This window comes from Clostridioides sp. GD02377 (assembly GCF_045899875.1).
Taxonomy (GTDB): Bacteria; Bacillota; Clostridia; order Peptostreptococcales; family Peptostreptococcaceae; genus Clostridioides; species Clostridioides difficile_A.
The window spans coordinates 106,582-133,468 of record NZ_JBJODA010000003.1; the positions used below are offsets into that span (position 1 = coordinate 106,582).

Sequence of the window (26,887 nt, forward strand, 5' to 3'; positions counted from 1 at the left end):
CCAAGTTCGAGTGCTAAAAAGATTATATATATTATATACCATTATAAATTTATTTTGTCAACACCTTAAAAATTATTCCATAAATTCTATAAAGATACTATTAGATATTTTTCTTCCTTTTTGAGTTAGTTGTATTCCCTCAAAGCTTTGATTTATAAGCTTTCTATCTAATAACATTTCTATTTGCTTATTATATTTTTCTCTAAAATCTAGCCCAAATTTTTTTTTAAAATCTTCAAATTCTATACCTTTATTCATTCTAAGCCCCATAAATATCTTCTCTTCTATCATATCTTTTTCAGAAAGAATCTCATTTTCTTGTATTGGTTTCTCTCTTTTTGTTAAACTCAAATGATAGTCATCTAAAGATTCTAAATTATTATATCTATTCTTATTAATATAACCAGAAGCTCCTGCTCCTAGACCTATGTAATGTTCACATTCCCAATATAAGATATTATGCTCACAATTATAACCATCTTTTGAGTAATTTGATATTTCGTATTGATTATACCCTTTTGATTTTAGATAGTTTATTGTATACTCATACATTTCTATATCCATATTTTCATCTATGAGCTCAAACTTATTATTCTCATACATATTATATAACTCTGTTCCTTCTTCTAATATAAGAGAATAGGCTGATATATGTGTTGGATTTAGGTCTGAAACTTTTTGAAGGGTTTCCTTCCAATCACATAGAGTTTGATTTGGAAGACTGTACATTAAATCTATATTAATATTTTTAAAGCCTACACTTAATGCATCTTTATAGTTTTTCTCAAATTCTTCATAAGTATGTATTCTTCCTATAAAGTTCAAATGTTGTTCTTGAACAGCTTGTAAACCAATACTAAGTCTATTTATACCAATATCTTTCATAGTTTTTAATTTTTCTAGTGTCAGTGTACCAGGATTACACTCTATAGTTATTTCTGCATTCTTATCTATATTAAACATTGCTCTTACACTTGTAAATATTTCTCTTATTTCATCAGATGTCAATATACTAGGTGTACCTCCTCCTACAAATATACTCGTTATTGTATCATCACTATTTAGATGGTAATCTTCTTTCTTCTTGTATTTGTTATCCTTATATAATTTATTACTGTACAATTCCATTTCAATTTTTAAATCTTCTATATATCTTTTTTTTGCATCTATGTCCATTTTGTAAGAGTTAAAATCACAATACTTACATTTTTTTACACAAAATGGAATATGTATATAAAGTCCCAACATTTTTTATTCCTCGTTTCTTTAATTATCTTAAAACATCAATTACTAAATTATAAATCAAACAAGATAGCACATCAAGTAACATATAAAATACTTATATTATGTAATATTATAAAAAATTTGGATAAAAGTTAATTTTTACTCTTATCCAAATTCATCTAACTTAAATTAAGTACTTATCTTTTCTTCATATAATAATAAACTGGCAAACCTAATAGTGTTATAAATATTCCACCTAAAGATATTACTGTTGAAGTCAACAATTGATTTATTATTACAAACATACCTCCCAGTATAGCTATGATTGGTATTATTGGATATAAAGGAACTCTATATGGTCTGTGTAAATCAGGTTTTTCTCTTCTAAGCCTCATAACTCCTATAAAAGTCAGTACATAAAATACCCATATTGAAAATATAGTTAAATCTGTAAGAAGATTAAATTGGCCAGATAAAGCATATACACAGGCTAATACAGTTATAAGTAATATTGAATTTACAGGAGAACCTCCAGAATTTACTTTTAAAAGAGCTTTAGATGCTGGTAAAGTTCCCATTTCAGCTAATGTATATGGTATTCTTGAACCTGTCAATAAGTACCCATTCAATGTACCAAATACTGATATTAATATACCAACAGTTATTACTTTTCCACCTAAGTTTCCAAATAATCTTGTTGCTACTAATGTAGCTGGGGAAGTAACTGTTGCTAATTCACTTGCTGGCACTACCCAAAGGTAAGCTATATTTATTATAATATAAACTGCCATAACTAACGATAAGCCACCAACTATTGCTCTTGGCAAATCTTTCTCTGGAGACTTCATTTCTCCTGATATAGCCCCAACATTTATCCATCCATCATATGCAAATAACGTTGCTATTAGGACTTGTCCAAGTGCGTTTGATACACTAACACCATCACCTACAAATGGACTTAACACTTCACTACTTTGACCTTTAATAAACCCAAAAATTATTATTAAAATTAAAGGTATCATTTTTCCAACAGTTGCTACTGTCTGAACTTTCCCTCCTAAGGATGAGCCTATTATATTTAGTACTGCTAAAAATAGTATAACTCCAATTGCTATAGGAAGTACATTAGCCATATTATTTGGACTCATGCCCAAAAGTTCAGATGCTTGTTGAGCAAAGATTACTCCTAGCGCCGCTGATGTTCCTGGGAAAAATAATACAGTTTGCATCCATCCAGTTAAAAAACCTAACTTTTCTCCATATATCTCTTCAATATAAATCATCATACCACCAGTTTTTGGTATAGCAGCTGAGATTTCTGTAGCTGTAAGACCTGCAGTTATTGTTATAAAGCCACCTAAAAGCCATGCTATAATACCTAGGCCTGGAGCTCCATTAGTTGTAGTGTATATTGCTTGTGGCTTAAAAAAAACTCCCGAACCTATAACCATACCTACAACAGTAGAAAGAGCTGCTGAAAGACCAATAGTCTTTTGTAGTTGAGTACGCATACTGTCCCTCCTCACTGTTTTATAGTGCATAAAATATTAATTTTATAAATTATGGTTTTAGTATTCCCAAAGTTTTTTTTTATATTAATCTGCTAATTTTAGATTAAGTTTCTATACATTTAAAAAAGATACAATCTCAATGTTTAAAACAATCTCTAAAAATCATTTATTTTTCTAAAAAAGTACCATATTTTCAGCTTTTTAAATTAATTAAACTAAAATTTTTATACTCTATTCTAAAATGTATATATATTTAATACTTCTTCTTTCAGTATTTCTTTTTTATTTAGTTCTGGATTATTTATAACTATTTCAAGCATCTTATTTAATATATGTCCCATATCTTTACCTGGTTTTACACCTATAGATATCAAATCTCTTCCATTAATAGCTAAATCCTTAATATTGAAGCATTCATTTTGATTTATTATATGTCTAAATTCTTTTTCACACTCAATAAGGTTTAATATCTTTCTTTTTGCATATTTTGGATTTTTAGCAAGTGTATCTGCCCAATTAACCTTTATTAAATCTTCAAATAGTTCAACATCTTCAAGTTTATTTAATAACTTTTTAATTATTTTCCGTTTTGGCTCTATTCTATAATCATGATATTGTATTAATAACAAAACTTTATTAATAGTATAATTATCGTACTTGAGTCTCTTTAAAATCCTCTTTGCAATCTTCACAGATTCTCTACTATGATTATAAAAATGGTCAATTCCATTTTTATCAGTCGTTTTAGTTACTTTTTTTCCTAAATCATGAAACAACATTGTAAGTTTTAAATATAATTCATCCTCAATTACTTCTGTGGCCATTAAAGTATGTTTTTGTACATCATAAATATGATATGGATTATGTTGTGTAACCTCTTCTAGTTCACATATTTCAGGGATTATAAATTTCAACAAACCTGTTGAATTTAATAATTCTAATTTAGATGAATCAGATACTAGTATTTTGTTTAATTCTGTTTGGATTCTTTCTATAGAAACATTTTTAATCAAGTCTGATTTTTTGTAGATACTTTGCTTAGTCCCCTCAGCTATTTTAAAACTTAGTTGTGCTGAAAACCTAACTGCTCTAAGCATTCTAAGTGCATCTTCTTCAAATCTATCTACTGGATTTCCAACACAACGTATATACTTATTTCGTATATCTTCATACCCATTAAATGGGTCAACCAATCCATTCTTTGCATTGTATGCAATTGCATTGATAGTAAAATCCCTTCTCGATAGGTCCTTAATTATGTTATTTGTAAATTCTATTGAATCTGGATGTCTACCATCACTATAATTTCCATCTATTCTGTAAGTTGTCACTTCAAATGGTTCATGCTCAATCATAACTGTTACAGTGCCATGTTGTATACCAGTTGGAATTGTTTTTTTAAATAGCTCTACTACTTCTTCTGGTCTAGCACTAGTTGTTATGTCCCAGTCATTTGGAATCCTTTCTAACAAACAATCTCTGACACATCCTCCAACTACATATGCTTCATGACCATGTTTTTCTAATTCTTTAATTATACAATCTACTTTTTTAGGAATTTCTATATTAATCATAAATATCACCTTTTTATTTTTCTTTAATATACTCTTGTTTATATTTTCTATGAGTTTACTTAAAATATACCACAAAAAAGCTAGATTAATTTAGAAATAATTCTAAAATCACTCTAGCTTTTAAATATCCTTATCTAAATTTATAAAAATTTACTCATCTAATTTAAGTACAGACATAAATGCTTTTTGAGGAACTTCAACAGAACCAATTTGTCTCATACGCTTCTTACCTTCTTTTTGTTTTTCAAGAAGTTTCTTCTTACGAGATATATCCCCACCATAACATTTAGCAAGTACATCTTTTCTTAACGCACTTATTGTCTCTCTTGCTATAACCTTATTACCAACAGCAGCTTGTATAGGTATAGCAAATTGATGTCTTGGAATTTCACCTTTTAGTTTCTCACACATTGCCTTTCCTCTAGGGAATGCTCGAGTTTCATGAACAATAAAACTAAGTGCGTCAACTTGCTCTTTATTAATTAATACATCAAGTTTTACAAGTGTAGATGCCACATAACCTTTAACTTCATAATCAAGAGAACCATAACCTCTAGTTCTTGATTTCAAAGCATCAAAGAAATCGTAAACAACCTCATTAAGAGGAAGGTCATAGTGAAGCATTACTCTTCTCTCATCTATATATTCCATATTTAACATGTTTCCACGTCTCTCTTGACAAAGTTCCATAACTACACCTACATAGTCTTTAGGAACTATTATATCTCCTTTTACTATAGGTTCTTCTATCATCTTTATCTCAGATGGCTCTGGAAGGTTTGCAGGATTTTGTATCATTACAACTTCTCCATCAATTTTTGTAACTCTGTATATAACTGATGGTGCTGTCGTAATTATATCAAGATTAAATTCTCTCTCAAGTCTTTCTTGCATTATCTCCATATGTAAAAGACCTAAGAAACCACATCTAAAACCAAATCCTAATGCTGCTGAAGTCTCAGCTTCATACTCAAGTGCAGCATCATTTACTTGAAGCTTTTCAAGAGCATCTCTTACATTTTCATATTTTTCTCCTTCTCCTGGATATATACCACAGTATACCATTGGAGTAGCTTTTTTATATCCTGGTAAAGGTTCATCTGTAGGATTGTTTGAATCTGTTATTGTATCTCCCACACGACAACTTCTTATATCTTTTATACTGGCTGCAATATAACCAACATCACCTGCTGATAATTCACTAAGCTCAGTTTGACCTGGAGCCATAACACCAACTTCAGTTACTTCAAACTTTTTATTAGTGTTCATCATTTTTATTGTCATGCCTTTTTTTGCAGTTCCTTCAAATACCCTAACATAAGCTACAACACCTTTATAAGCATCATAGTAAGAATCGAATATCAATGCCTTTAATGGTGCTTCATTATCTCCTTTAGGTGGCGGAACATTTTTTACAATATCTTCTAAGACATCTTCTATGTTTAAACCAGTCTTAGCAGAAATAAGAGGTGCTTCACTTGAGTCAAGTCCTATTAAATCTTCTATTTCATGTTTTACTTCCTCTGGTCTTGCACTTGGTAAATCTATTTTATTTATTATTGGTAATATTTCTAAATCTTGGTCTATAGCAAGATAAACATTAGCTAAGGTTTGTGCCTCAACACCTTGAGCTGCATCAACTACCAGTAATGCCCCTTCGCATGCAGCCAAACTTCTTGATACCTCATAGTTAAAGTCTACATGTCCAGGAGTATCTATAAGATTTAAATAATATTCATTTCCATCCTTCGCTTTATACATTAATCTTATGTTTTGAAGCTTTATAGTAATTCCTCTTTCTCTTTCAAGATCCATATTGTCAAGCAATTGACTTTTCATGTCCCTTTCACTAACAAGCCCCGTTTGTTGTATTAATCTATCAGCTAAGGTAGACTTTCCATGGTCTATATGTGCAATTATACTAAAATTTCTAGTTCTACTTTGTTTATTGTCCACCTTAAAATTCCCTCCTCTTAATTATTCTTATAGTTATTATTTTACATTATATAAAAACTCTTTATATAATGTAAAATTTTTGAATATAAACTAATTGGCATTAAACAAAATTATCCACATTATATGTGGATTATCAAGTCTAACACTAAATATTATATAATATCATAAACTTAAAGTAAATCCTATAAGACACAGTTAATGCATTTTTATTTTCTACACTAGGAACATATAACTAAAATAAGGCTTATTTTAATCAATAAACCTTATTCACTTATTACTACTTATTAAATTTTTTGAGGATTCCATCTATATCAAAGTTTGTTATATCAAAATTCAAATTTGTTATATCAAAATTAATACTTGGAAAATCATATTGTTTCATTCCTAACATGCTTTTTGCATTACTATCTACTATAAAGACACAAACTGATGTCCCTATAATCATAGTAATCAAAAACACAATTCTCATAATATACTTATATTTTCTTAATTTACTTTTACTTTCTATATTTTTTTCTAATCGGCTCATTTAACATGCTCCTAATTATACCTGACAATCTAATTTTTTTGTTTAAAATATTCATCTAAAATCTCAGCTAGATACTTTGTAGTAGCTTTCGATTCTTCTATACTTGTTGCATTATTTCCTATTTCTACTAGCATATGTTTCTTAACTGCAAATTGATTAAATCTAGCATAGTCTTTTTCTACTATTGGAGACACCAAACCAGGGTATTTCTTTTCAGCAAAAGCAGTTATATCATCTGCTAAAGCTCTAAGTTGTGCTCTATTTGTATTTTTACCTCCTACAACAAAGAAAAACTTTGCTACTCTCTCTCCATTTATCATAGTTGTATATTTTAAATGGTCTTTTTCTTTAGTGGCTGGATTAGTTAAATCCCTAGCATCTCTATGTAAATCTATTGCTATGTCCACTGAATTATATTTAGGGAGTATACTTTTTATTGTTTTTAAGCTACTTGCATAAGAATTATTATAAGATGGATAGTCATGGTACTTAGTTGTATGCACTACACCCCACCCCTTACTATCTAAAGCATTAGTCAATGCACTTCCTACTTCCATTACTGAATTTTTCTTATCTCTTGAATGATAATTTCCATCAGGTGAATTTGAATAAGTTTCACATCCATGAGTATGATATATTAAAATCCTTGGATTTTCTTTAGTTACTCTTAAATCATCCTTGTATTCTGAACTAGATGTAGTGTTAGTTTCAGTTGTATCAGAATTTTTTGATTCAATATCTGGTACATTCTCTTTACCAACATAAAGTTTTATATATTCTTTTTCACTTTCTTTTTTATTATCAACTTTACTTACATCTTCAGATTTTTCATTTTCGTTTTTGCTTTCTTTATTTACTTCTTTATTTTTATTATTCTTTTTATCTTCTGTATTATTTCCTTCGACTTTAGCTTCTGGATAAGATGAATTTACTAGAAACTTTAAAAAATCATCTTGATTCAAAGCCAATGATTTTCCTGGTAAAATGCATGCTAATATAAAAGTCAAGGTTACTACTTTAATGCATTTTTTAAACATAATTGTTCCTCCTTATTTTATACCAATCTACCTGGATGTAAAGACCTATTTAAGCCTTCGCTTATTATTATAGATAGATTTTCGATTGTATCATCTATATCCTTTGGTGTTACTATTAAATTTTTGTCATATGGGTCTAATGAATCTTTTATTAGATGATATTTTTCTTCTTCTTTAAGTTTTTTTAACATTTCATAAAAACTTTCTGTTTCTTCTGATTGAGCTATTAAATTGTCTATTGCCATATCTAAAACATCTATAGTAAGAGTTGCTGCATCAACCACAGTTGGTACACCTATTGCAATAACTTCTACTCCTAAAGTTTCCTTAGTTAGAGATTTTCTAGTATTTCCAACACCTCCACCAGGTGATATTCCTGCTGTTGATATTTGTATAGTAGAATTTACTCTTTCCATTTTTCTTGAAGCCAATGCATCTATTGCTACTACTCTATCTGGCTTAACCTTCTCAACCAATGACTTTACTACTTCACTAGTCTCTATTCCAGTAACGCCCATAACTCCTGGGCTTAAAGCTGATACCTCAGTGAAATCATCATCATAGTCTTTATTATAATTTTTAAAAAGATGTCTAGTGACAAGTGTTTTTGATACACTCTTCGGTCCTAACGCATCAGAAGTAATATTTCTATTTCCAAGACCAATTACCAATGTTTTTTTATTTTTGTCTTGTCCAAATATATCTACTAACTCTTCTTTTAAATAATTTATCATTTCTTCTCTTGACTCATCATCATCAAACTTCATAAGATTACTTTCCAGAGTTATATACTTTCCTATATCTTTATTCATTATCTCTACGCCTTGCCTGTCTATTACTTCAACTTTTGTTACAATACAATTTTCTAATTCTTTCGTTTCTATTTTTACACCAGGAATACTACTTCCTTCTTGAGACTTTTCACACATTTCACTAGCTTCTAAAGCTAAATCTGTTCTTACGCTAATCATATAAACCTCCAGTATAAATTAAATGCTAATTATAATTGTTAACAAAATTTAGTATTTTATAACAAAAAACTATAAATTTATTTAAAACAAGTAAAATTAAGGCTTTCAATGTAAGAAAATTGAGTTTGGTCAGTAATTTGTCAGTAAACTTTCTTATCTATCATTTATTTACAAATGTAAAAAGGTAGCAACTATTTATATAGGCGCTACCTTTTCATCTATTTATCATTTTCCTATTAAGTTTTCATTCGTTATATAGATTACCCTGTAACCACCTTACTCCTTTATTCTTGTTGAAAAAATGGTTCAGCAATTTCCAACCATTCATTTGGAAGATAAAGAGATAAATATCCATGATTATAATCCTTAGCTTCATAAATTTGGCAAGTACTAACAAAAGACTTAAACATCTTTGCAGAGTTTTTAACACATTTCATTTCTTTTTCTCCATACCAGTACATTACTTCTGCTTTGGTCGTTTTTATACTCTCTTTAAGCGTATATTTCATCATATAAGTACGATATATATTGTAAAATGTTTCTTTTCTGACATGTGGCATATCTTGCATATAATATTTTTTAATTTTCTCTGGATACTGCATATTTTTAGGTAACAATTTTGGCATCATAGCAATTTGAAAACGACAAGCTTTCTCACTGAATAAAAGTCCTCCAAAAAATCGAATACCAACAATACAAAATCGTGCCATAGTAGGTCTTGGGTAGCAGATACTTCCATCAATAATTGCTTTTTTAGCAATATCAGGTCTTCTAGATAAAAGCTCCATTACAATTTGACCACCCAGTGATACCCCACACAGAGCAAAAAGGTGTCCATCACACTTTTCATCTATATATAACATCAACTTGTCTGCTGTATCCTCAGTGGAAATGTATGTTGTTTCATATTCTTCTCCATGACCATCCAATGTAGGAAGTATCACATAATAATTATTGGACAAAACTTCTGCTTGTTGTAAATAGTTCCACCACGCATTCCCTCCTCCATGAATCAACATAATATGTGGTTTGTTTTTATTTCCAAATTCATGAAATTTCATACGTAACCTCCTTCTATAAAGATGAGATGTATACTATTTTGTCTTATCATTATCAACTGGTGGAGAAGATATAATTGAAAGTTTTCTAAGTTTTAGATTTGACTTAGGCTTCTGCTCTACATATGGCTTCAATAAATCAGCTATAATTTTAAGAAGATTTTCATATTCATCATCACTCATATATAGTAATGCTGAAGTAAAAAATACATTATCTTTTTTATGTTCTTGCTCTTTTCTACTAAAATACTCATTCATTTCCTGCATCAATCCTACATGAAATGCTGTGGAAAGTGCAACAAATGTTTCTCCTTCCATATCTGCTGTATATTCTTTTAGTGCATAAACTTTTTCAATAGTGCCACGCACACGATTTTCTTTTACCACTTCAATCATGTTGTTCTCTTCTAAAATTTTTACATGATGATAAACTGTTGCACGGGGTATATCATTTAGATATTTTACAATGTCAGATGTTCGAACACTACCATGAAGTCTAATATACTGTAAAATACGAAGTCTAACAGGATTTAAAATCAATTTTGCTATGTCCATCTTATCATCCCTTTCTTTAGTCTATAAAAATATTATAGTCTAATTTTTTAGATTATTCAAGTATATGATATAAATAGTGATTATAACTTAAATTGTATTTTTATTAATCCATTTTATAGATATAAAAATATCAAATAATCTATTTATATAGGAGTATAGAAAAGAGTCGTCACACTAAAAAAAGTAATTTTTAGTGCAACAACCCTTTGTGGATTTAAATAATTTATTTTACTATTCTTTTTGAGTTTTAAGAGCTTCACTTAGAGATATTTTATCAATTTTTCTAGCACACATAAATTTGGATACTTCAAATGTAAGAATTATTATAACAAAACCAATTATCACATAAGATAAATTGAGTCTTGCTTCTAAAGCTATATCTAATGATTCAAATATCTTAAATATTACTTTTATTATAGAGTAACCTATAGGAACTCCTATAATATATCCAAGGACTACATATATTCTTGAGCCATTAAGCATCATTGAGTTTATTTCTTTCTTTTTATATCCAAACACCTTCATAAGGGCTATATGATTTTTATTTTCATCTATACTTATAGATGCAACTACATATATGATAATTACACCTATAATAAATGCTACAAATGCTATTCCATATATAAAGGCTGACATTAATTGCATATAGTCTTCTAACATATTAGTTATATTGTTTGGTGTATTTATCATATATACCATATCTTTGTTAATTTCAATTGGTGTTTTTGACATAATCGCATTATATGAACCTTTTTCCAACCCCATCATCTGATTAAAGCTATTTAATGAAGTAAATACATAATCTCCTGAATTGGTCTGAGCGATATCAGTGATTTTTATAGAATACTCCTTATCATCAACTATATTAATAAAAGATAACTTATCACCAATACTAAGGTTATATTTTTTTGCCATTATAGATGTAATAATAAACTTGTTATCATCTATACTTATTTCATTTCCCTTTTTATCCTTTAAACTAATCATCTGTGAATTTTTATTTCCACCTATTAACTCAAAGTCATTATTCATTTCACTATCAAGTACGAACTTAACTCCTGATACTCCTTCTCCACCTATAGGTGGTTTATCTGTACTTAATTGCTTTAATATATACTCATACTTATAACTAATTACATCATTTCTTTCTTGATTTATCATATAATCCATAGAACATTTAGCAATAAACCCATACATTAAAAATACTGTAGCTATAGAAACTCCAATTACCAAAAATGCTAAACGAGATATTGACCTTAATTGTTCTCTTATAGCAAATTTATTTTTAAATTTTAAATTATTCAAAGTCAACTTTCTTTCAATTATATTTACCTTTTGTCTCTTATTTTCATTTTTCATTAACAACACTGGTGACAATTTTAATACTTTATTAATTGATAAATAACTTCCAATAATTGAAAACACCATACATAAAACTATACCCAGTATAAAATAAATAGGACTATATGATATTTTTTCTATTGGTATTGGGAAAAACGTAAGGAATAAATCAAATAGATACTTCTGTACTATAATACCAATTATCCCACCAATTACTCCTGAGAGGCTTGAAAGTATTATAGGATAGTTCATGTAATGAATCATTATTTCTTTTTTTCTATAACCTAAGGCATATAAAGTACCTATGTTTGCCATCTCATTTTTCATCATTCTACCTAAAACAATACTTATTAATACAACTGTTATTAGTAATATGACTGTAGGTAAAATAACTGAATAAACACTTATTGCTGTTACTTCGATATCTAACATTGATATTTTCATATTATTCTTAGCATAAGTCCAATCAATTATATTTACTTCATTAGTGTTCAGGTAGTTTTTAAGATTTTTTGACTGTGTATATATCTCTCTATTTTTATTATATTTTACTGAATATAAATAATCTCCACTTACCATATCTTCTTTATTTAAAATACCTATACCAAAATTCTTTGGATTATTAATCACATCTCCATCTTTTTCAAGTATATAAGCATAATTTGGTATACCAATATATCCTGATATTCTATAAGAAGAATTTCCAATATGATATTCATCCCCAATATTTAATTTATTAGATTTAGCAAATTGAGGGTCTAGTGCTATTTCTCCAACTCTTGGCATAGCACCTTCTAATACTGTTGTAATATTCACTTTTTTATTTGGTGTAAATAATCTTAATGTTTTATCACCATATTTATATTCTTTTACAAGCGTCTCTTGAAACTTTAAATCAAACTTATCTTCTATTTCTCTTATATTATCAATTTTGTTACTAGTATAAAATTCCAAATCTTCTTGAACATTATTTTTTACATACATGTCCTTATTATGCTTTAAGTTTTGAGCTGTAATAGTTAAAGCAACAAACAGAAATACTGATAATATCAACATATATAACATACCTATGTATTGCCCTCTATTTTCTTTCATTACACGTAATATACTTTTATTTAGCTTCATTACCACTCCACTCCCTTTGCATCAATAGGGTCATTATTAATAATATAGTCTTTAACTTCTCCACTTCTAAATTTGTATATTCTATTTGCCATTTCACCTATTGCTGCATTGTGTGTAATTATTAAAATTGTAGTATTAAACTTTCTATTTATTTCTTGTACAAGAGAAAGTACATCAATAGCAGACTCATAATCTAGGGCTCCTGTCAATTCGTCACAAAGTAATATTGCTGGATTTTTTATTATAGCTCTTGCTACTGCTACACGTTGTTGTTGTCCACCAGATAATTCTCTTGGAAATCTATTTTTCTTATCTATTAATCCTACTGATTCTAATACTTCATTAATATCAAGTGGTGATTTACTAATATTTTGTATTATTTCTATATTTTCTAGTACCGTTAAATGTGGAATAAGATTGTATGACTGAAATATAAAACCTGTCTTTTCTCGTCTGTATTCAACTAATTCATCATCTGATAATTTAACAATATCAATACCATCTACAATCACTTCACCGCTATCAGCACTGTCTAATCCTCCAAGAATATTCATCAAGGTAGATTTACCACTTCCTGAAGGTCCTAATATTACACCTATCTCCCCTTTATTTAACGAAATATTCGCATTTTTTAATGCTATGGTTTCTATATCCTCACTCTTATATGATTTACATAAGTTATTGATTTCAATAAACATTATTTTACTCCTTATAGTATAATTTTTTATAAAAATTTATATAATCTTCAACTTCATCAAATAAACTTTTCAAATCTTTTTCATAATTCTCATATGATAGTTTTTCTATCCATTTAATTGATAGTCCATCAAATGTAAGTTCAATCGCTTTTATTGCCATATCAATATCTATATCATCTCTAAATTTTGTCTTATCATAATCCCCCATAAAACTTAATACTAATTGATTTTTGTTCATAGATATATCATTTAACCATTTTTTTGCTATTTTTGAATCATCTAAGTATAAGGTTTTAAAGAATTTAAAAACATATGGATTTTTCTTAAGTATTTTAAACTTAGTATGCACTGCATGTCTGTACAGTTCAAAAAAATCAGTTTCATTAATTTCTTTTTGATTCAATATCTCGTCTTTGATGATGTTTATTTGATAATTACAAAGGTATATGTATAGACTTTCTTTATTTTTAAAATATTGAAATATAGAGCCTTTTGATATACCTGCTTTTGATACTATATTATCTATCGTTGCACTTTTATATCCTTTGCTTGCAAATTCTTCTATTGCAGAATTTACTATTCGTAATTTTTTTTCCTTGTTGAGATTTTCAAACGTCTTATTCAATTAGATACCTCCTTACCCAATAATATGACTATATTAGTCATATTATAATTATATTGTTTATGACTGAATTAGTCAATAATATGGATACACTTGATACTATTGAGAAAATAGAAATTACTAGTGACAACGAAATTTCCACAGTTAATAATTCTTTTTATATTTTAATAATATAAATCTTTCTTATATATTATTTTTCTCCTTAAATAATGGGCTATAAAATAAAAAATCATCTTAATCAATGAAAAATTTATCATAATAGACCATATAACTTTATATTTTTATAAATTTTTTTACTAAATCTATAAAAATGAGCAATTTCTTGTATTATCTTATAATAATTGGAAATACTATCAAAATGTATGTTAATAGTTTGTGTTATCTCAAAATATTTGTTGCAAAAATGAAGTATTAATTTATATACATTAAAATATTTAAAACACAACATAACCCAACCTAAAAACAAGATATTTCAAATTATTTATACACAATCTACAATCTAAAAAATCAAAATAAAAAACATTATTAAAATATATAAATAATAATCCTTGATTTTTAGATTTATTTCTGTTAAAATCTAATATGTTGACGATGAATATGATAAAAAAATACAGGGAGGTGAACACGGTGGCAAATATAAAATCAGCTAAGAAAAGAATAGGTGTTATCGAAAAGAAAACTGCTTTAAATAGAGTTAGAAAATCTCAAATAAAAACTGCAATAAGAAGATTCGAAGATGCTGTTGCAGCTGGAAACAGAGAAGATGCTGTTGCTAAGTTCCAATACGCTCAAAAAAGAATATACCAAGTAGCTTCTAAAGGAACTATACATAAGAATGCTGCAGCTAGAAAAGTAGCTAAATTAGCTCAAAAATTAAACGGTATGAACGCTTAATTACCAGTTTATATTTCTTATATATAATAACCCCTATGTAGGGGTTTTTTATTTTGGAAATTTATACAATAAAAAATAAATAGTTAGAATAACTCTACTATTTATTTTCTATATATTATTAATTTATATAATTTGTCTTTTACAATATCTACTGACCAACATTTCTATTGCTAAAGTATCCCTTATAAGACCTGTTTTTATTTTATAATCACTTTCTAATATATAATTTAAGATTTCTACAATTATATCATCAGAAAAATTCTTAGTTTGCTTTAATGCTTTTCCTACAACAAATTGATGCATTTTCAGTTTGTCAGATATGAGTTTTGTTGAATATCCATCAAGTTGTAACTGTCTTACTTGCATCACTATTTTAAATTGTCTTGCTATCATAGAAAATATCCCTAAAACAGACTCGCCTTCTTGTATCATATCATTCAATATTTTCATTGCATTAGAAGCATTTTGTTCTCCAATATAATCAATTAATTTAAATATATCATTCTCAACTTTTTTTTGAGATAATTTATCAATTACTTCGTTAGTTACATTATTACCCTTACCAACAAATGAACTTATTTTATTTATCTCGTTTTCCAAATCAGATAAAGTCTTTTCACTACTCTTGTCTCTGTATCCTTCTTGCTCGATGAAATACATTATTTGAGAATTTTCTATTATAACTTCATTTAGAGCAAAAGATTTTTTTATCCACTTAAATAAATCCATATCAGAAAGTTTATCACAATCAAAAACAATTCCATTACTTCCAATTTTCTTAACTAAAGATTTTCTTTTGTCAACATCTCCATACACAACAAAAACTATAGTGGTAGTATCTGGAGTATTGTCTAAATGCTCTATTAAGTATTTCTCATCACTATCAGTAAAATTCTTTTTCTTTCCTTTTAGTAATTCAAAATCTTTTATTATTACTATTTTTCTATCATCCATAAATGGAAGTGTTTCTATAGAGCTTATAAGCTGATTTAAGACTATTTCCTTTCCATCTATTATATCTAAATTAAAATCAAGCATTCCCTCGTTTAAACTCTCTTTAAATGCCTTTATTGCATTTTCGATTAAATAATACTCTCTTCCATAAAAAAGATACATTTTTTCAAAATTATTCTCTTTTACATTCCTTATAATATCCTTGTAATCCATTTTCTTGCTCCTTTATCTCTTTTCCTTCTATGTAAAATATGTAAAAAAACACTCCTATGTAATAAATCACTACAATATAAAATTTAGGATTTTCTATATTAATATATGCAAAATTTAAGTTGCTGAGCTTATCTAGTAAAAAAAATATGCTTTCTATCAACGAACTATTGAAAAAGGATATAATTTTAGCTATAACTACACTTACTTTAAATACTATTAAGCTTGCAATACTCAAATACATTATTACACCTACAAATGGTACTATAATCAAATTTCCTATAATTGAAAGTAATGGTATGCCCTTAAATGTATAATAAATTATAGGTAGAGTTAATATATTTGATGATATTGTCAATGATACCATACTTAATTTTACAATACTATTTATTCTATTATAGAATATTAATATAGAAAGTGTAGCTAAAAAAGACAATTGAAAGCTTACATTATATATAACATAGGGGTTATTCATAATTAAAACTATCCCTATTAGAGACAATGTTGATATACCATCCTTTTTTCTATCAATAAATATTGACAAATAGAACACTACAACAAATGTTATAGACCTAATTATGGATGGAGACGCACCTACCATTATACAATATAAAGTTATAAAAATCGACAATATTAATAATTTATACAATTTATTTATACCTCTTAATAAAAAAGATATAATTACACAAAGTATACCTGTATGAAGGCCAGATATAGATATTACATGACTAGTTCCTGTTCTAGTGAACATTTCTTTTTGTTCATCAGTCAGATTTTCAACTTCAGCTAATAATATAGAATTTATGAAATCAGAATTTTTCTTATATAAATATCTGTAAGTCTTACTTACATAAAGCTTTATTTTTCCAACTAAAGAATATATTTTATTTTTACCAATAACTTTATAGTTATTTATATATATTATGCCTCTATATCCAGTGCTTTTTATATATCTTCCATAATCAAAATCATCATACTTCATCTTGTCTAAACTCTTAAATTTTCCTGTAATACTAACTTCTTGTCCAATTTTCAAATTTTTATTTCTTGAATAATCATTTATTAAAAAAACACCTACCTTATATTGATTGTATTTTTTCTTTTCACTTTTACCTTTAACAGCTCCCTGTATAGTTATTATCTTATCATTAAGTTCTTCATCTTTCTTTTTGCTATTTGTGGTCATAAATGATATAACTATTACAAATATTAATATAATTAATAAAGGCCTTCTTATTTGAATTATAATCACTCCTATATAAAAACATATTATCTAGATTATTTTCAAATAGTAAATTTTTAAACAATATAAATTATTATATAAAAAGAATACGCCAAAAGACTTTGAAAATCTTTTGGCGTATTCTTTTTATATATATTCATTTATATAGTTATTTTTTTTAGAAAAAATACACTTAAGTATTTCTATTGTTTCTTTTGAAATACCTTCAAGATTATTTAAGAAAATAGCTTCCTCTACATCTATATACGAAAATGCTAGCTGTGTTAAGGCATTTATATCTAATTTAATATCAAAACCGTCTTGAGACTCTTCTATGGCTTTTTCATCTAATTTTTCTATAGATACCTTATGATTCTTTATAGAAACTTTAAATAGACCATTATTTTCATCTATAAACTTGTCTTCTATTAATAAATTAATCGAACCACTAATATCCTTATCCACAACTATATCCTCTATAAATTTGTTTACATTTATAACTCTTCCCATCATAAAAGGTTTTATTTTTATCTCACAATCTTTAGGGTTGTCTAATATAAATCTTATTTTGTCTATTATAGGAGCAGATATAGTAGCTATCTTACATTGAGTATTGTGATTATATATAAATTTAAGCATTGATTTGAGAGCATCTATATTCTTATAAAATAACTCTCTAACAAACATTTTGTCTCCTTGAAGAAAATAAACTATATATCCATCTTTTTCATTACCTTCATGAATGTATAAAAGCCCATCTTCACTTTGAATTTCTTTAAATAAGTTTTCATAATAATGTTCATCTTTTAACACATTACCATTAACCTCATTTAAAAAAGCTCTATCTATTTGTATTAAATCATCAATTTGTGATACATCAGCTTTTATCATCTTTCCACTTGACTTAAAATTTTTTAAGTCATCTGTATTAAGTGTATATTCAATCTGGTCATAACAGTGTTCATACCCAAATCTTCTATAAAGTCTATAATCGATTGGCATTAATATAGAAACTAATTGTCCTTTTTTATACAATTCATTTAAAGTAAATTTAATAACTTTACTCATATATCCAGCTCCTCTTCCTTCTGGAAGTGTGGAAACCCCTACTACATACGATGTATTGTATACCTTATTGTTTAGTATTAACTTATACTGATTTAGCTGAAGAGAGGAAACAACTTTTCCTTCATCTAAAGCTACTACAGTATTTTCATATTTATACTTATCCTCAAAATAGAACTTCATAAAACTATCACTATCATTAAAACAATAACTCCAAATTTCTTTTATACTTTCTATTTCTTCCTCTTTAGCATACCTAATCTCCATATAGCCTACTAAGCCTCCCTAACACTGTACTTTTCAACAAATCTACAAGGATGATAAGAAAGTTTAGCCTTTCTTAGACCTTCAATACCTAAATCTTCTTCTCTATTTACAAATTCAACATCTTTAAATTCATTTACTAAAAATTGTTGGTTTATAAATGGATATAGACCTCTTATATCAGGATTAGCTTTTTCTATATGAATAAGTGCCATATTTTTGTTTAAAAGCTCTCCTATACTGAATGCTTCTAATTTTCCATCCACATAAACACCAAACACTTTTACTCTATCTTTTAGTACGTCATAATGGTTAAATATCTTTTTGATACCTATCAATTCATCATCCATACTTTCATCAAATTCATCATTTTCTTCCTTATTACTTTCCCATTCTTTCATTAATACTAAACATTCATTGAAGTTTTCTTTATCTAATAATTTAACTTCATATCTACCTGCATATTCTTTTAAGAAATAATTTATATGATTTCTCTTCTTCTGGTTCTTCTTACCAGCTAGAGTTCTTAAACTTTCTGCATCATAGATATAGTCAAATAAATCTCTTTCTTCTATATACTCAAATCTATTTGGATACTTTTCTTTTAAAAATTCTACTACTTCAGTAGTAATACCTCTTAAGTATATCTTTTTATTATTTTTAGAAAAATATTCAAGTACAAAATCTACAACTTCTGGAAGTTTTTCTCTTTTAGCTAGTGGTAATATTGAGAAACTATCCCCTTCGTATTCACCAACTAAAACAGCAAAATCTTCTCCTATATAATATCCTGTCTTATAAACATGTTGCCACATATATAAAGTACTAAAACAGTACTCACAAGCTTCATAATCTACTAAATCAAAATATGGGTCTAGCTCCTTTTTTGAATTTAGTTCAATATCTTTGAAAAACATAAAATCCTCCTACCTTTTTTATTGCTTAATTTTTTTAAATTTTATATCTATAAAAACTCCAATTTTATTTTGGTATTAATTTCATTTATATTGTTTAAAATATAAAATATAATAAGTCATATATATCTTATATTACCCATCATAAATTTATATAAACATGTAATGACTGGAGTGATTTTTTTATTGAGAAATAAAATTTTTTTATTAATACTTATTATAATATCACTTTTAAGCGGTTGTGACAAAAAATCTCTACTATCTATACATATGATAGATGTGGGACAAGGTGATAGTATTTTAGTACAAACACCCACAAATAAAAATATATTAATTGATGGAGGTGATGAAGATAGCGGAAATATAGTTACTAGTTATTTGAAACATAAAAAAATAAAAACTATTGATATAATAATAGCCACACATCCAGATTCAGACCATATAGGAAGTCTTGATAATGTCATAAAAAAATTTAATGTAAGTTCTATATATATGCCTGAACAATCAACAAGTAGTGAATCTTATCAAAATCTAATAAATTCTTGTACTGACAAAAACCTCTCTATTCAATATCTCTATAAAGATGATATTTTAAATATCGATAACAATATAAATATATATGTATTAAGTCCATCATATATACAAGAAGAATCAAATTTAAATTCAATAGTTTTTGAACTAACTTTTAATAATAACTCATTTTTATTTATGGGTGATGCAGAAGAATCAATTGAAAAAGAAATCTTACATTCTTTTGAACTGAACAATATTAATTTTATAAAAATAGGTCACCATGGAAGTAATTCATCATCATCTTTAGAATTTATAAAAAGAATTAATCCAGATATAGCTGCTATATCATGTGGATATAAAAATCAATATGGTCATCCTCATAAAGAAGTTCTCAACAATTTGAAACAAAACCATGTATCGATTTATAGAACAGATAAAATAGGTGATATTGTTTTTTATAGTGATGGAGAAATTATATTTACAAAACATAAATATGAGATAGATACATAAAAAAATAAAACTATAACTACATAATATAATTAGGCTAAAAGTATCAATATAAAATAGTTTTACATTGATACTTTTAGCCTTCAAAATACGTATTTAAACCTTATAAATTAAAATATTTAAACTTATTGTTCTAATAATTCATTCACTATTACAGATGCAATTATTAGCCCTCCTACAGATGGTACGAATGATACACTACCTGGTGTTACTTTTCTCCCATTCATTACTTTCTTTTTAAGTTCTATTGGTTGTTCAGTTGAATATACTACTTTTAATTTTTTAATTCCTCTATCTCTAAGTTCTTTCCTCATAACTTTGGCTAAAGGACAAGTACTTGTTTTGTGTATATCAGTAATGACTATTTTAGTTGGGTCTAATTTATTTCCCATACCCATAGAACTTATTATTTTTAAGCCTTTTTTTTCACAGGTTTCAATTAGATGTATTTTAGAACTTACCATATCTATTGCATCCACAACATAATCATATCTTTCAGTCAATATTTCATCACTAGTATCTTTATTGTAAAGGCTTCTTATTTTTTTTATATTGATATTAGGATTTATATCCAAGATTCTATCTTCCATTACATCTACTTTATACTTTCCTACAGTTGAATGTAAAGCTGGTATTTGTCTATTTATATTAGTTATATCTACATCATCAAAATCCACAATAGTAAGATTACCAACTCCAGCCCTTGCTAGAGCCTCAACAGTAAAACTACCAACGCCTCCGACTCCAAATACTATTACATTTGAACTCTTAAGTTTTTCTATTCCATCATCTCCAACTAGAAAACTAGTTCTCGTTGTAAAATTATTTTCCATTTTTTCACTCTCCTAGATTTTTATCTAAATAATAATAGTATTATAAAATATACATTATATAATACTCAGATATTATATATCATTAAAACTAAATTATCTTAAAATAAATTTAAAAAGGTATCTTTTAATATTAAAAGATACCTTTTACATACTGGCGGGAATGCGTGGGAATCGAACCCACCTAAGAGGCTCTTAACCCCTCATACTAGTTTTGAAGACTAGAGGGCACACCGGCACCCATCCACTCCCATAGTGAAATGCTTCTCAACGAAATCTATAATATCATATATTTTGACTCTTTGCAACAATTTTTATAGATTTATTTGATAGTAAGTTATAATTTAAATAGCTTTTATCTATACATGGTTAAAATTTACTTTTTATTATGTGCTTAAAATTAAAAACTGGAAATTATATTTTATGTATATATAAAGAGCTCCTCTCTATATTAATTAAAATATAATTTCCAGTATAAATATAAATTATCTAATTATTTTAATATACGTATATCTATAGTTTTTCTTCCCCAGTTATAAACTGTCTTTGAGTCATTCATAAATATATCAATTTTATTTCCTTTTATTGCTCCACCACAGTCTTCTGCAGTAAATACCATGTCAAATTGAGGTATATAAACCTTAGTTCCATATGGTATAACCTTAGGGTCTACAGCTATCGTTCCCCACTTAGGCTTTGTTCCTGTAGCAGTTATACTATGACCAGTATATGCAGTTGCTACTACTCTCATATTTTTACCATTGTTACTACTACTATTACTAGATGATGATGAAGCCATTCTTCTTGAGTTTTCTCCCCTTGATGAAGCTACTTGCATCTCTACTTTTGTTCCTTTGCTTACAACTTTGTTTACAGGCTCAGCTTTAACAACCTTTTTCACAAATTCCTTTTCTACTTTCTTTCCATTGTGATAAGTTTCTTTATATATTAATTCACTTTTCCCAGATTTTCCTTCTTCTTTAACTTCAGAGTCTCCCTTTGATAAAGAACCATCTTCAACAACTGTAACTTCAAATGGAATATCTTTAGTTTCTACAACTGTTTTTTCTTTTACATCAATTACTTCTATTTTATCTCCATTAGATAACTTTGAGTTTTCATCTAAAGTAACTATATCATTTGCATCATAGCTAATGTTTTGAGATTCTAAAAGGTCTCCTACATTAGAACTAAATGTTGATATAGTTCTTTCTTCTCCCTTTACTACTAATGTTACTTGTTTATTAAGTGCAGAGTACCCTGATAATATCCCAACTGATAAAACAACCGCCATTACCGAGACTTTAGCATTACTCAATTTTTTAAAATTCATATAAACTTTCCTCCCTCAAATTTTTTTACACTATATATTTTTCTTCATAAAATTCTGCTTTGTAAATTTCTTTTTTTGTTTGTGTTTTTTGTGTAACTAAATTGTAACTATTTTTTCAAGAGTTGTCAACTTGACAAAAAAATAGAAATATGTATGCATAGTATTTTCAACTATTCAAACATATTTCTATAAGTTACAACAATGTCATTGTTTATTGTTGTTTTGTTATCATTTTGTTACCTTTTAATTTTATATATTTTCTATTTGCCAATTGATAGGTTCTTTTCCTAACTTTTCAAGAATTTCATTTATCTTAGAGAAGTGTTTACATCCAAAAAAACCTTTACTTGCTGATAATGGACTTGGATGAGGTGCTTCTAAAATATAATGCTTACTTGTATCAATCAATTCTACTTTTTTACGTGCATTACTTCCCCATAATACGAAAATAACTGGGTCTTCACGTTCGCTTAAAATAGAGATTACTCTATCTGTGAAAATTTCCCATCCTTTATTTTTATGAGAATTAGCTTCATGTGCTCTAACAGTAAGAGCAGTATTTAAAAGTAATACTCCTTGGTCTGCCCAAGGCATCAAATATCCATTGTTAGGTATAAAACACCCTAAATCTTCTTTTAATTCTTTATACATATTTAATAACGATGGTGGAGTTTTCACTTGTGGTTGAACTGAAAAAGCTAAACCATGAGCTTGATTATCTCCATGATAGGGGTCTTGTCCCAGTATCAAAACTTTTGTATCTTTATATGAAGTATGTTTCAAAGCTTCATATATATTATGCATATTCGGGAATATTTGACGTGTTTTATACTCTTCTATAAGAAATTTTCTTAAATTTAAGTAGTAATCTTTTTCAAATTCTTCTTTCAATAATTCATTCCAATCATTTTCTAGGTTAACCATATTTATCACCAATTCCTTTCAATTATTTTTATTATTTTATTTAGAAATTATATCTTCTTGATTATCATCCTTTTCATTTGTATTTATTTTTATGCTAACTCTATTAGGTATACAAACTATGCTTTGACTTGGTTTATTTATAAAACCAGTATGTACACAAACCTTGTCAGGACATGAAGCATCTACTATTTCTACCCCTTTATCATGAATCTTTACTGTATTATACCCCCCTCTATTCTCTATTTTAAATTCTTCTTTGGCATCTATTGGAACAGTTTTATACAACTTATTATCTACATAAATCTCAATATTTCCAGCATTTTTAGAATTTATAACATTTATTATTCCATAACATGCTGTAATAACAACTAAAATGCCTAAAATAAGAAGAATGTCTTTTTTCTTCATTTTTTGTCCTCCTATAAAATTATGTTATAATAAAATAATAACACAATTTCATAGGAGGAATATACCATGAATAAGAAAAAAATCACATTTATTTTTGTGATATTGATTTTAGCATTAATTTTATTTTCATTTTTTAGGAGTTCAAGCCAGAATACTAAATATAGTAAAACTAGCTATTACCTTGGTACAGTAAATGAAGTTACTGTATTTAATATAAAAGAATCCAAAAGTGATAAAATCTTAAATGAATGTGATTCAATTTTAAGATATATTGATAATAAAATGAGCACTCATATACCAGGCAGTGATATTTCTAAAATAAATGATAATGCTGGAAAGAATTTTGTCAAAGTTTCAGATGATACGTTTTTCGTTGTAAAAGAGGCAATACAATACTCCAAACTATCAAGTGGCTATTTTGATATAACAGTTGGTCCAGTATCAAACTTATGGGCAATTGGAACAGATAAAGCTAAAGTTCCAAGTGATTCTGAAATAAAAGAGCTTTTGCCTCTAATTGATTATAAAAACATTATATTAGATGAAAAAAATAAATCTATAAAATTGACCAAAGAAAACATGAAAATTGATTTAGGCGCAATAGCTAAAGGATATGCTGCTGATAAAATTGTGTCCTATTTAAAATCAGAAGGTGTACAAAAAGGTTTAGTTAATTTAGGAGGCAATATATTTACTTTAGAAAATGGTAAAAATGATAAGCCTTTTAAAATCGGCATTCAAGACCCAACTAGTAAAAATGGAGAATCTATAGGAAATATAGAAACCACAAACAAATCTGTTGTTACATCTGGAATTTATGAAAGATTTATAGAAAAGGATGGCAAAATATATCATCACATGCTAAATCCATTTACAGGTTATCCTTTTGAAAATAGCTTAAGTAGTGTAACAATAATATCTGATAAATCTATTAATTGTGATGCTTTATCTACTTCTACATTTGGACTTGGACTTGAAAAAGGTATGAATTTAATTAATAGTATTGATAATGTAGATGCTATATTTATAACTAAGGATAAAAAAGTATACTTAACTGATGGTATAAAAGATAACTTCAAACTTACTGACAAAGCTTTTTCTATTGAAAAACTAAATAAATAGCAAACTCATACTCTAAATACTTACCATAGGTATATATACTTATCTAAAACAAATCTACATAAACCATGTTATAAGAAATAAATTATACTGGCAAAGATAAACTTAAGACTTTAACAACAATAAAAAAAGCACCTTATTATATTAAAGGTGCTTTTCATAGCATTCTATTAATTATTACAAACAATTTATATTTTACTCTATAAAATTTTCTTCATCATATTTTTAAATACATAATCGCTCAAACAATATTATAATTATTGAAACAAAACTTACTTATCTTGTTTTTTAGAATTATTTTATAAAGACTTTAAAAATAAATCCATCCTATTTAAAGCTTCAACCACATTTTCTTTTTGAGTTCCTAAGTTTATTCTAACATAATTCTCACCATCTTTTACAAAATGGCTTCCATCCTCCAATAATACTCCTGTATCAATAGCCAGTTTATCAGTAAATTCACTCGCGCTTATTCCTAGCCCACTTATATCCATCCACGCCAAATAAGACGACTCCATCTTCATCAATTTTATATTATCATATTTTTCTACCCAAGTTTCTAAAAGTTCATAATTTGATTTTATATATTTGTTTACACCACTCAACCACTCACGACATTCATTATAAGCACTTATCAATCCTATAATTCCAAACACATTTGGAGAAGTTATAGAGTTTTGTTTTAGTTTATCTCTGAATATCTCTCTTATATCCTTATTTATAACGATTGAGTAAGAAGTCTTTAATCCTCCAAGATTAAACCCTTTATTTGGTGATGTCAATAGAATAACATTTTCTAAAAGCTCTTTTTCAATTTTAAGTATTGAATTAAATTCACCATAATGAATATGTTCTGCATGTACTTCATCTGCAACCAAAATAACATTGTTTTCTTTACATATGGTTGCTACTTTTTCCATCTCCTCAATTGACCATATTCTTCCAGATGGATTATGTGGTGTACAAAACATCATTAACTTAGGTTTATTTTCTTTAATTTGAGCTTCTAATTTATCAAAGTTTATATAATATCTATCATTTATAATATCTAATGTATTACAAACTATATTTACACCTTGCTTTTTGGCTGATGATTCAAAAGGGTCATAAACTGGTGTATTTAATATTATACTATCCCCCTTTTGACAAAAAGCTTGTACTACATAGTGAAGTGTCGATACAGTTCCATAAGTCAATGTAATCCATTCTCTTTCTACCTTTACCTTATGCATATCATTTTGCCATCTGATAACTGAATCATAAAATTCATCATAGCAGTATGTATATCCAAACACACCTCTTTTTACAGCTTCAATAAATTTATTTTCTATTTCTGTTGGTATTTTAAAATCCATATCAGCAATCCACATTGGTACAAAATCTTCTCTAATATCTCCAAACTTATCTCTTATAATATTTAAATCCCATTTTCTACACTTTTCACTTACTCTATCTGGTCTATCATCAAAATTATACATTTAAATTTACCTCTTCTTTTCTAATTATCTTACTTATTATAAAATATTTGT

Annotated in this window: 24 protein-coding genes and 1 tRNA gene; 3 read left to right on the forward strand and 22 right to left on the reverse strand. The window is 27.3% G+C overall.

Features of this window, described 5'->3' with window-relative positions:
- Positions 1-72: 72 nt before the first annotated feature.
- The 12 genes from hemW to Q3304_RS03550 form a co-directional block, all read right to left on the reverse strand.
- Positions 73-1,248, reverse strand: coding sequence for a radical SAM family heme chaperone HemW (gene hemW, locus Q3304_RS03495; protein WP_407813770.1), 1,176 nt, complete (start codon positions 1,246-1,248; stop codon positions 73-75).
- Between the two features lie 173 nt (positions 1,249-1,421).
- Positions 1,422-2,735 carry an APC family permease gene (locus Q3304_RS03500; protein WP_054271067.1) on the reverse strand — a complete coding sequence of 438 codons (1,314 nt, stop codon included), beginning with the start codon at positions 2,733-2,735 and terminating at the stop codon, positions 1,422-1,424.
- Between the two features lie 236 nt (positions 2,736-2,971).
- Positions 2,972-4,309: a CCA tRNA nucleotidyltransferase gene (locus Q3304_RS03505; RefSeq protein ID WP_407813771.1), complete on the reverse strand. Its 1,338-nt coding sequence runs from the start codon at positions 4,307-4,309 to the stop codon at positions 2,972-2,974.
- Between the two features lie 150 nt (positions 4,310-4,459).
- A complete protein-coding gene (gene lepA / locus Q3304_RS03510; RefSeq protein WP_054271068.1) occupies positions 4,460-6,265 on the reverse strand; it encodes a translation elongation factor 4 in 1,806 nt (601 codons plus the stop codon).
- A 277-nt stretch (positions 6,266-6,542) separates the two neighbouring features.
- The gene (locus tag Q3304_RS03515; RefSeq protein WP_054271075.1) at positions 6,543-6,794 is read right to left on the reverse strand and encodes a hypothetical protein; all 252 of its coding nucleotides are present in this window, start codon (positions 6,792-6,794) and stop codon (positions 6,543-6,545) included.
- Between the two features lie 29 nt (positions 6,795-6,823).
- Complete coding sequence (gene spoIIP / locus Q3304_RS03520; RefSeq protein WP_407813772.1) at positions 6,824-7,831, reverse strand: stage II sporulation protein P; 1,008 nt, start codon at positions 7,829-7,831, stop codon at positions 6,824-6,826.
- 17 nt (positions 7,832-7,848) lie between these two features.
- A complete protein-coding gene (gpr, locus tag Q3304_RS03525; protein WP_407813773.1) occupies positions 7,849-8,802 on the reverse strand; it encodes a GPR endopeptidase in 954 nt (317 codons plus the stop codon).
- Positions 8,803-9,086: 284 nt separating this feature from the next.
- Positions 9,087-9,863 carry an alpha/beta fold hydrolase gene (locus Q3304_RS03530; protein ID WP_407813774.1) on the reverse strand — a complete coding sequence of 259 codons (777 nt, stop codon included), beginning with the start codon at positions 9,861-9,863 and terminating at the stop codon, positions 9,087-9,089.
- 33 nt (positions 9,864-9,896) lie between these two features.
- Positions 9,897-10,415 (reverse strand): helix-turn-helix domain-containing protein, encoded by a 519-nt coding sequence (locus tag Q3304_RS03535; protein ID WP_407813775.1) that lies wholly within the window; start codon positions 10,413-10,415, stop codon positions 9,897-9,899.
- A gap of 231 nt (positions 10,416-10,646) precedes the next feature.
- A complete protein-coding gene (locus Q3304_RS03540) occupies positions 10,647-12,881 on the reverse strand; it encodes an ABC transporter permease (protein WP_407813776.1) in 2,235 nt (744 codons plus the stop codon).
- The gene (locus Q3304_RS03545) at positions 12,881-13,579 is read right to left on the reverse strand and encodes an ABC transporter ATP-binding protein (RefSeq protein WP_054271081.1); all 699 of its coding nucleotides are present in this window, start codon (positions 13,577-13,579) and stop codon (positions 12,881-12,883) included. The genes Q3304_RS03540 and Q3304_RS03545 overlap by 1 nt, the downstream gene beginning before the upstream one ends.
- 4 nt (positions 13,580-13,583) lie before the next feature.
- Positions 13,584-14,204 carry a TetR/AcrR family transcriptional regulator gene (locus Q3304_RS03550; RefSeq protein ID WP_407813777.1) on the reverse strand — a complete coding sequence of 207 codons (621 nt, stop codon included), beginning with the start codon at positions 14,202-14,204 and terminating at the stop codon, positions 13,584-13,586.
- Between the two features lie 624 nt (positions 14,205-14,828).
- Between Q3304_RS03550 and rpsT the strand changes: the two genes are divergently transcribed.
- Positions 14,829-15,095 (forward strand): 30S ribosomal protein S20, encoded by a 267-nt coding sequence (gene rpsT, locus Q3304_RS03555; protein ID WP_021385419.1) that lies wholly within the window; start codon positions 14,829-14,831, stop codon positions 15,093-15,095.
- 123 nt (positions 15,096-15,218) lie between these two features.
- Here the strand turns inward: rpsT and holA are convergent, their stop codons facing one another.
- From holA to Q3304_RS03575, 4 genes are all read right to left on the reverse strand, one after another.
- A complete protein-coding gene (gene holA / locus Q3304_RS03560; protein WP_054271083.1) occupies positions 15,219-16,262 on the reverse strand; it encodes a DNA polymerase III subunit delta in 1,044 nt (347 codons plus the stop codon).
- Positions 16,222-17,517: a ComEC/Rec2 family competence protein gene (locus Q3304_RS03565; RefSeq protein WP_407813809.1), complete on the reverse strand. Its 1,296-nt coding sequence runs from the start codon at positions 17,515-17,517 to the stop codon at positions 16,222-16,224. The genes holA and Q3304_RS03565 overlap by 41 nt, the downstream gene beginning before the upstream one ends.
- Positions 17,518-17,628: 111 nt before the next feature.
- Positions 17,629-18,813: an enhanced intracellular survival protein Eis gene (gene eis, locus Q3304_RS03570; RefSeq protein WP_407813778.1), complete on the reverse strand. Its 1,185-nt coding sequence runs from the start codon at positions 18,811-18,813 to the stop codon at positions 17,629-17,631.
- Positions 18,814-18,821: 8 nt separating this feature from the next.
- Positions 18,822-19,727, reverse strand: coding sequence for a phosphatidylglycerol lysyltransferase domain-containing protein (locus tag Q3304_RS03575; RefSeq protein WP_219673257.1), 906 nt, complete (start codon positions 19,725-19,727; stop codon positions 18,822-18,824).
- Between the two features lie 183 nt (positions 19,728-19,910).
- On the opposite strand from Q3304_RS03575, the gene Q3304_RS03580 reads away from it, so the two are divergent.
- Positions 19,911-20,747, forward strand: coding sequence for an MBL fold metallo-hydrolase (locus tag Q3304_RS03580; protein ID WP_054277203.1), 837 nt, complete (start codon positions 19,911-19,913; stop codon positions 20,745-20,747).
- Positions 20,748-20,869: 122 nt separating this feature from the next.
- On the opposite strand, the gene Q3304_RS03585 is transcribed toward Q3304_RS03580, so the two are convergent.
- The 5 genes from Q3304_RS03585 to Q3304_RS03605 all read right to left on the reverse strand — a co-directional run bounded on the left by Q3304_RS03585 (position 20,870) and on the right by Q3304_RS03605 (position 24,239).
- Positions 20,870-21,577: a ThiF family adenylyltransferase gene (locus Q3304_RS03585; RefSeq protein WP_054277204.1), complete on the reverse strand. Its 708-nt coding sequence runs from the start codon at positions 21,575-21,577 to the stop codon at positions 20,870-20,872.
- A gap of 152 nt (positions 21,578-21,729) precedes the next feature.
- A tRNA-Sec gene (locus tag Q3304_RS03590) sits at positions 21,730-21,826 on the reverse strand.
- Positions 21,827-22,067: 241 nt separating this feature from the next.
- Positions 22,068-22,907, reverse strand: a complete 840-nt coding sequence (locus Q3304_RS03595; protein WP_054277205.1) for a G5 domain-containing protein — start codon at positions 22,905-22,907, stop codon at positions 22,068-22,070.
- 249 nt (positions 22,908-23,156) lie between these two features.
- Positions 23,157-23,831, reverse strand: a complete 675-nt coding sequence (locus Q3304_RS03600; protein ID WP_021385356.1) for a uracil-DNA glycosylase — start codon at positions 23,829-23,831, stop codon at positions 23,157-23,159.
- A gap of 36 nt (positions 23,832-23,867) precedes the next feature.
- Entirely contained in the window at positions 23,868-24,239 is a 372-nt protein-coding gene (locus tag Q3304_RS03605; RefSeq protein ID WP_407813779.1) for a NusG domain II-containing protein, read from the reverse strand.
- A gap of 66 nt (positions 24,240-24,305) precedes the next feature.
- On the opposite strand from Q3304_RS03605, the gene Q3304_RS03610 reads away from it, so the two are divergent.
- Positions 24,306-25,361, forward strand: coding sequence for an FAD:protein FMN transferase (locus tag Q3304_RS03610; protein ID WP_407813780.1), 1,056 nt, complete (start codon positions 24,306-24,308; stop codon positions 25,359-25,361).
- A 296-nt stretch (positions 25,362-25,657) separates the two neighbouring features.
- Here the strand turns inward: Q3304_RS03610 and Q3304_RS03615 are convergent, their stop codons facing one another.
- Positions 25,658-26,836, reverse strand: coding sequence for a MalY/PatB family protein (locus Q3304_RS03615; protein WP_054277207.1), 1,179 nt, complete (start codon positions 26,834-26,836; stop codon positions 25,658-25,660).
- Between the last annotated feature and the right edge of the window lie 51 nt (positions 26,837-26,887).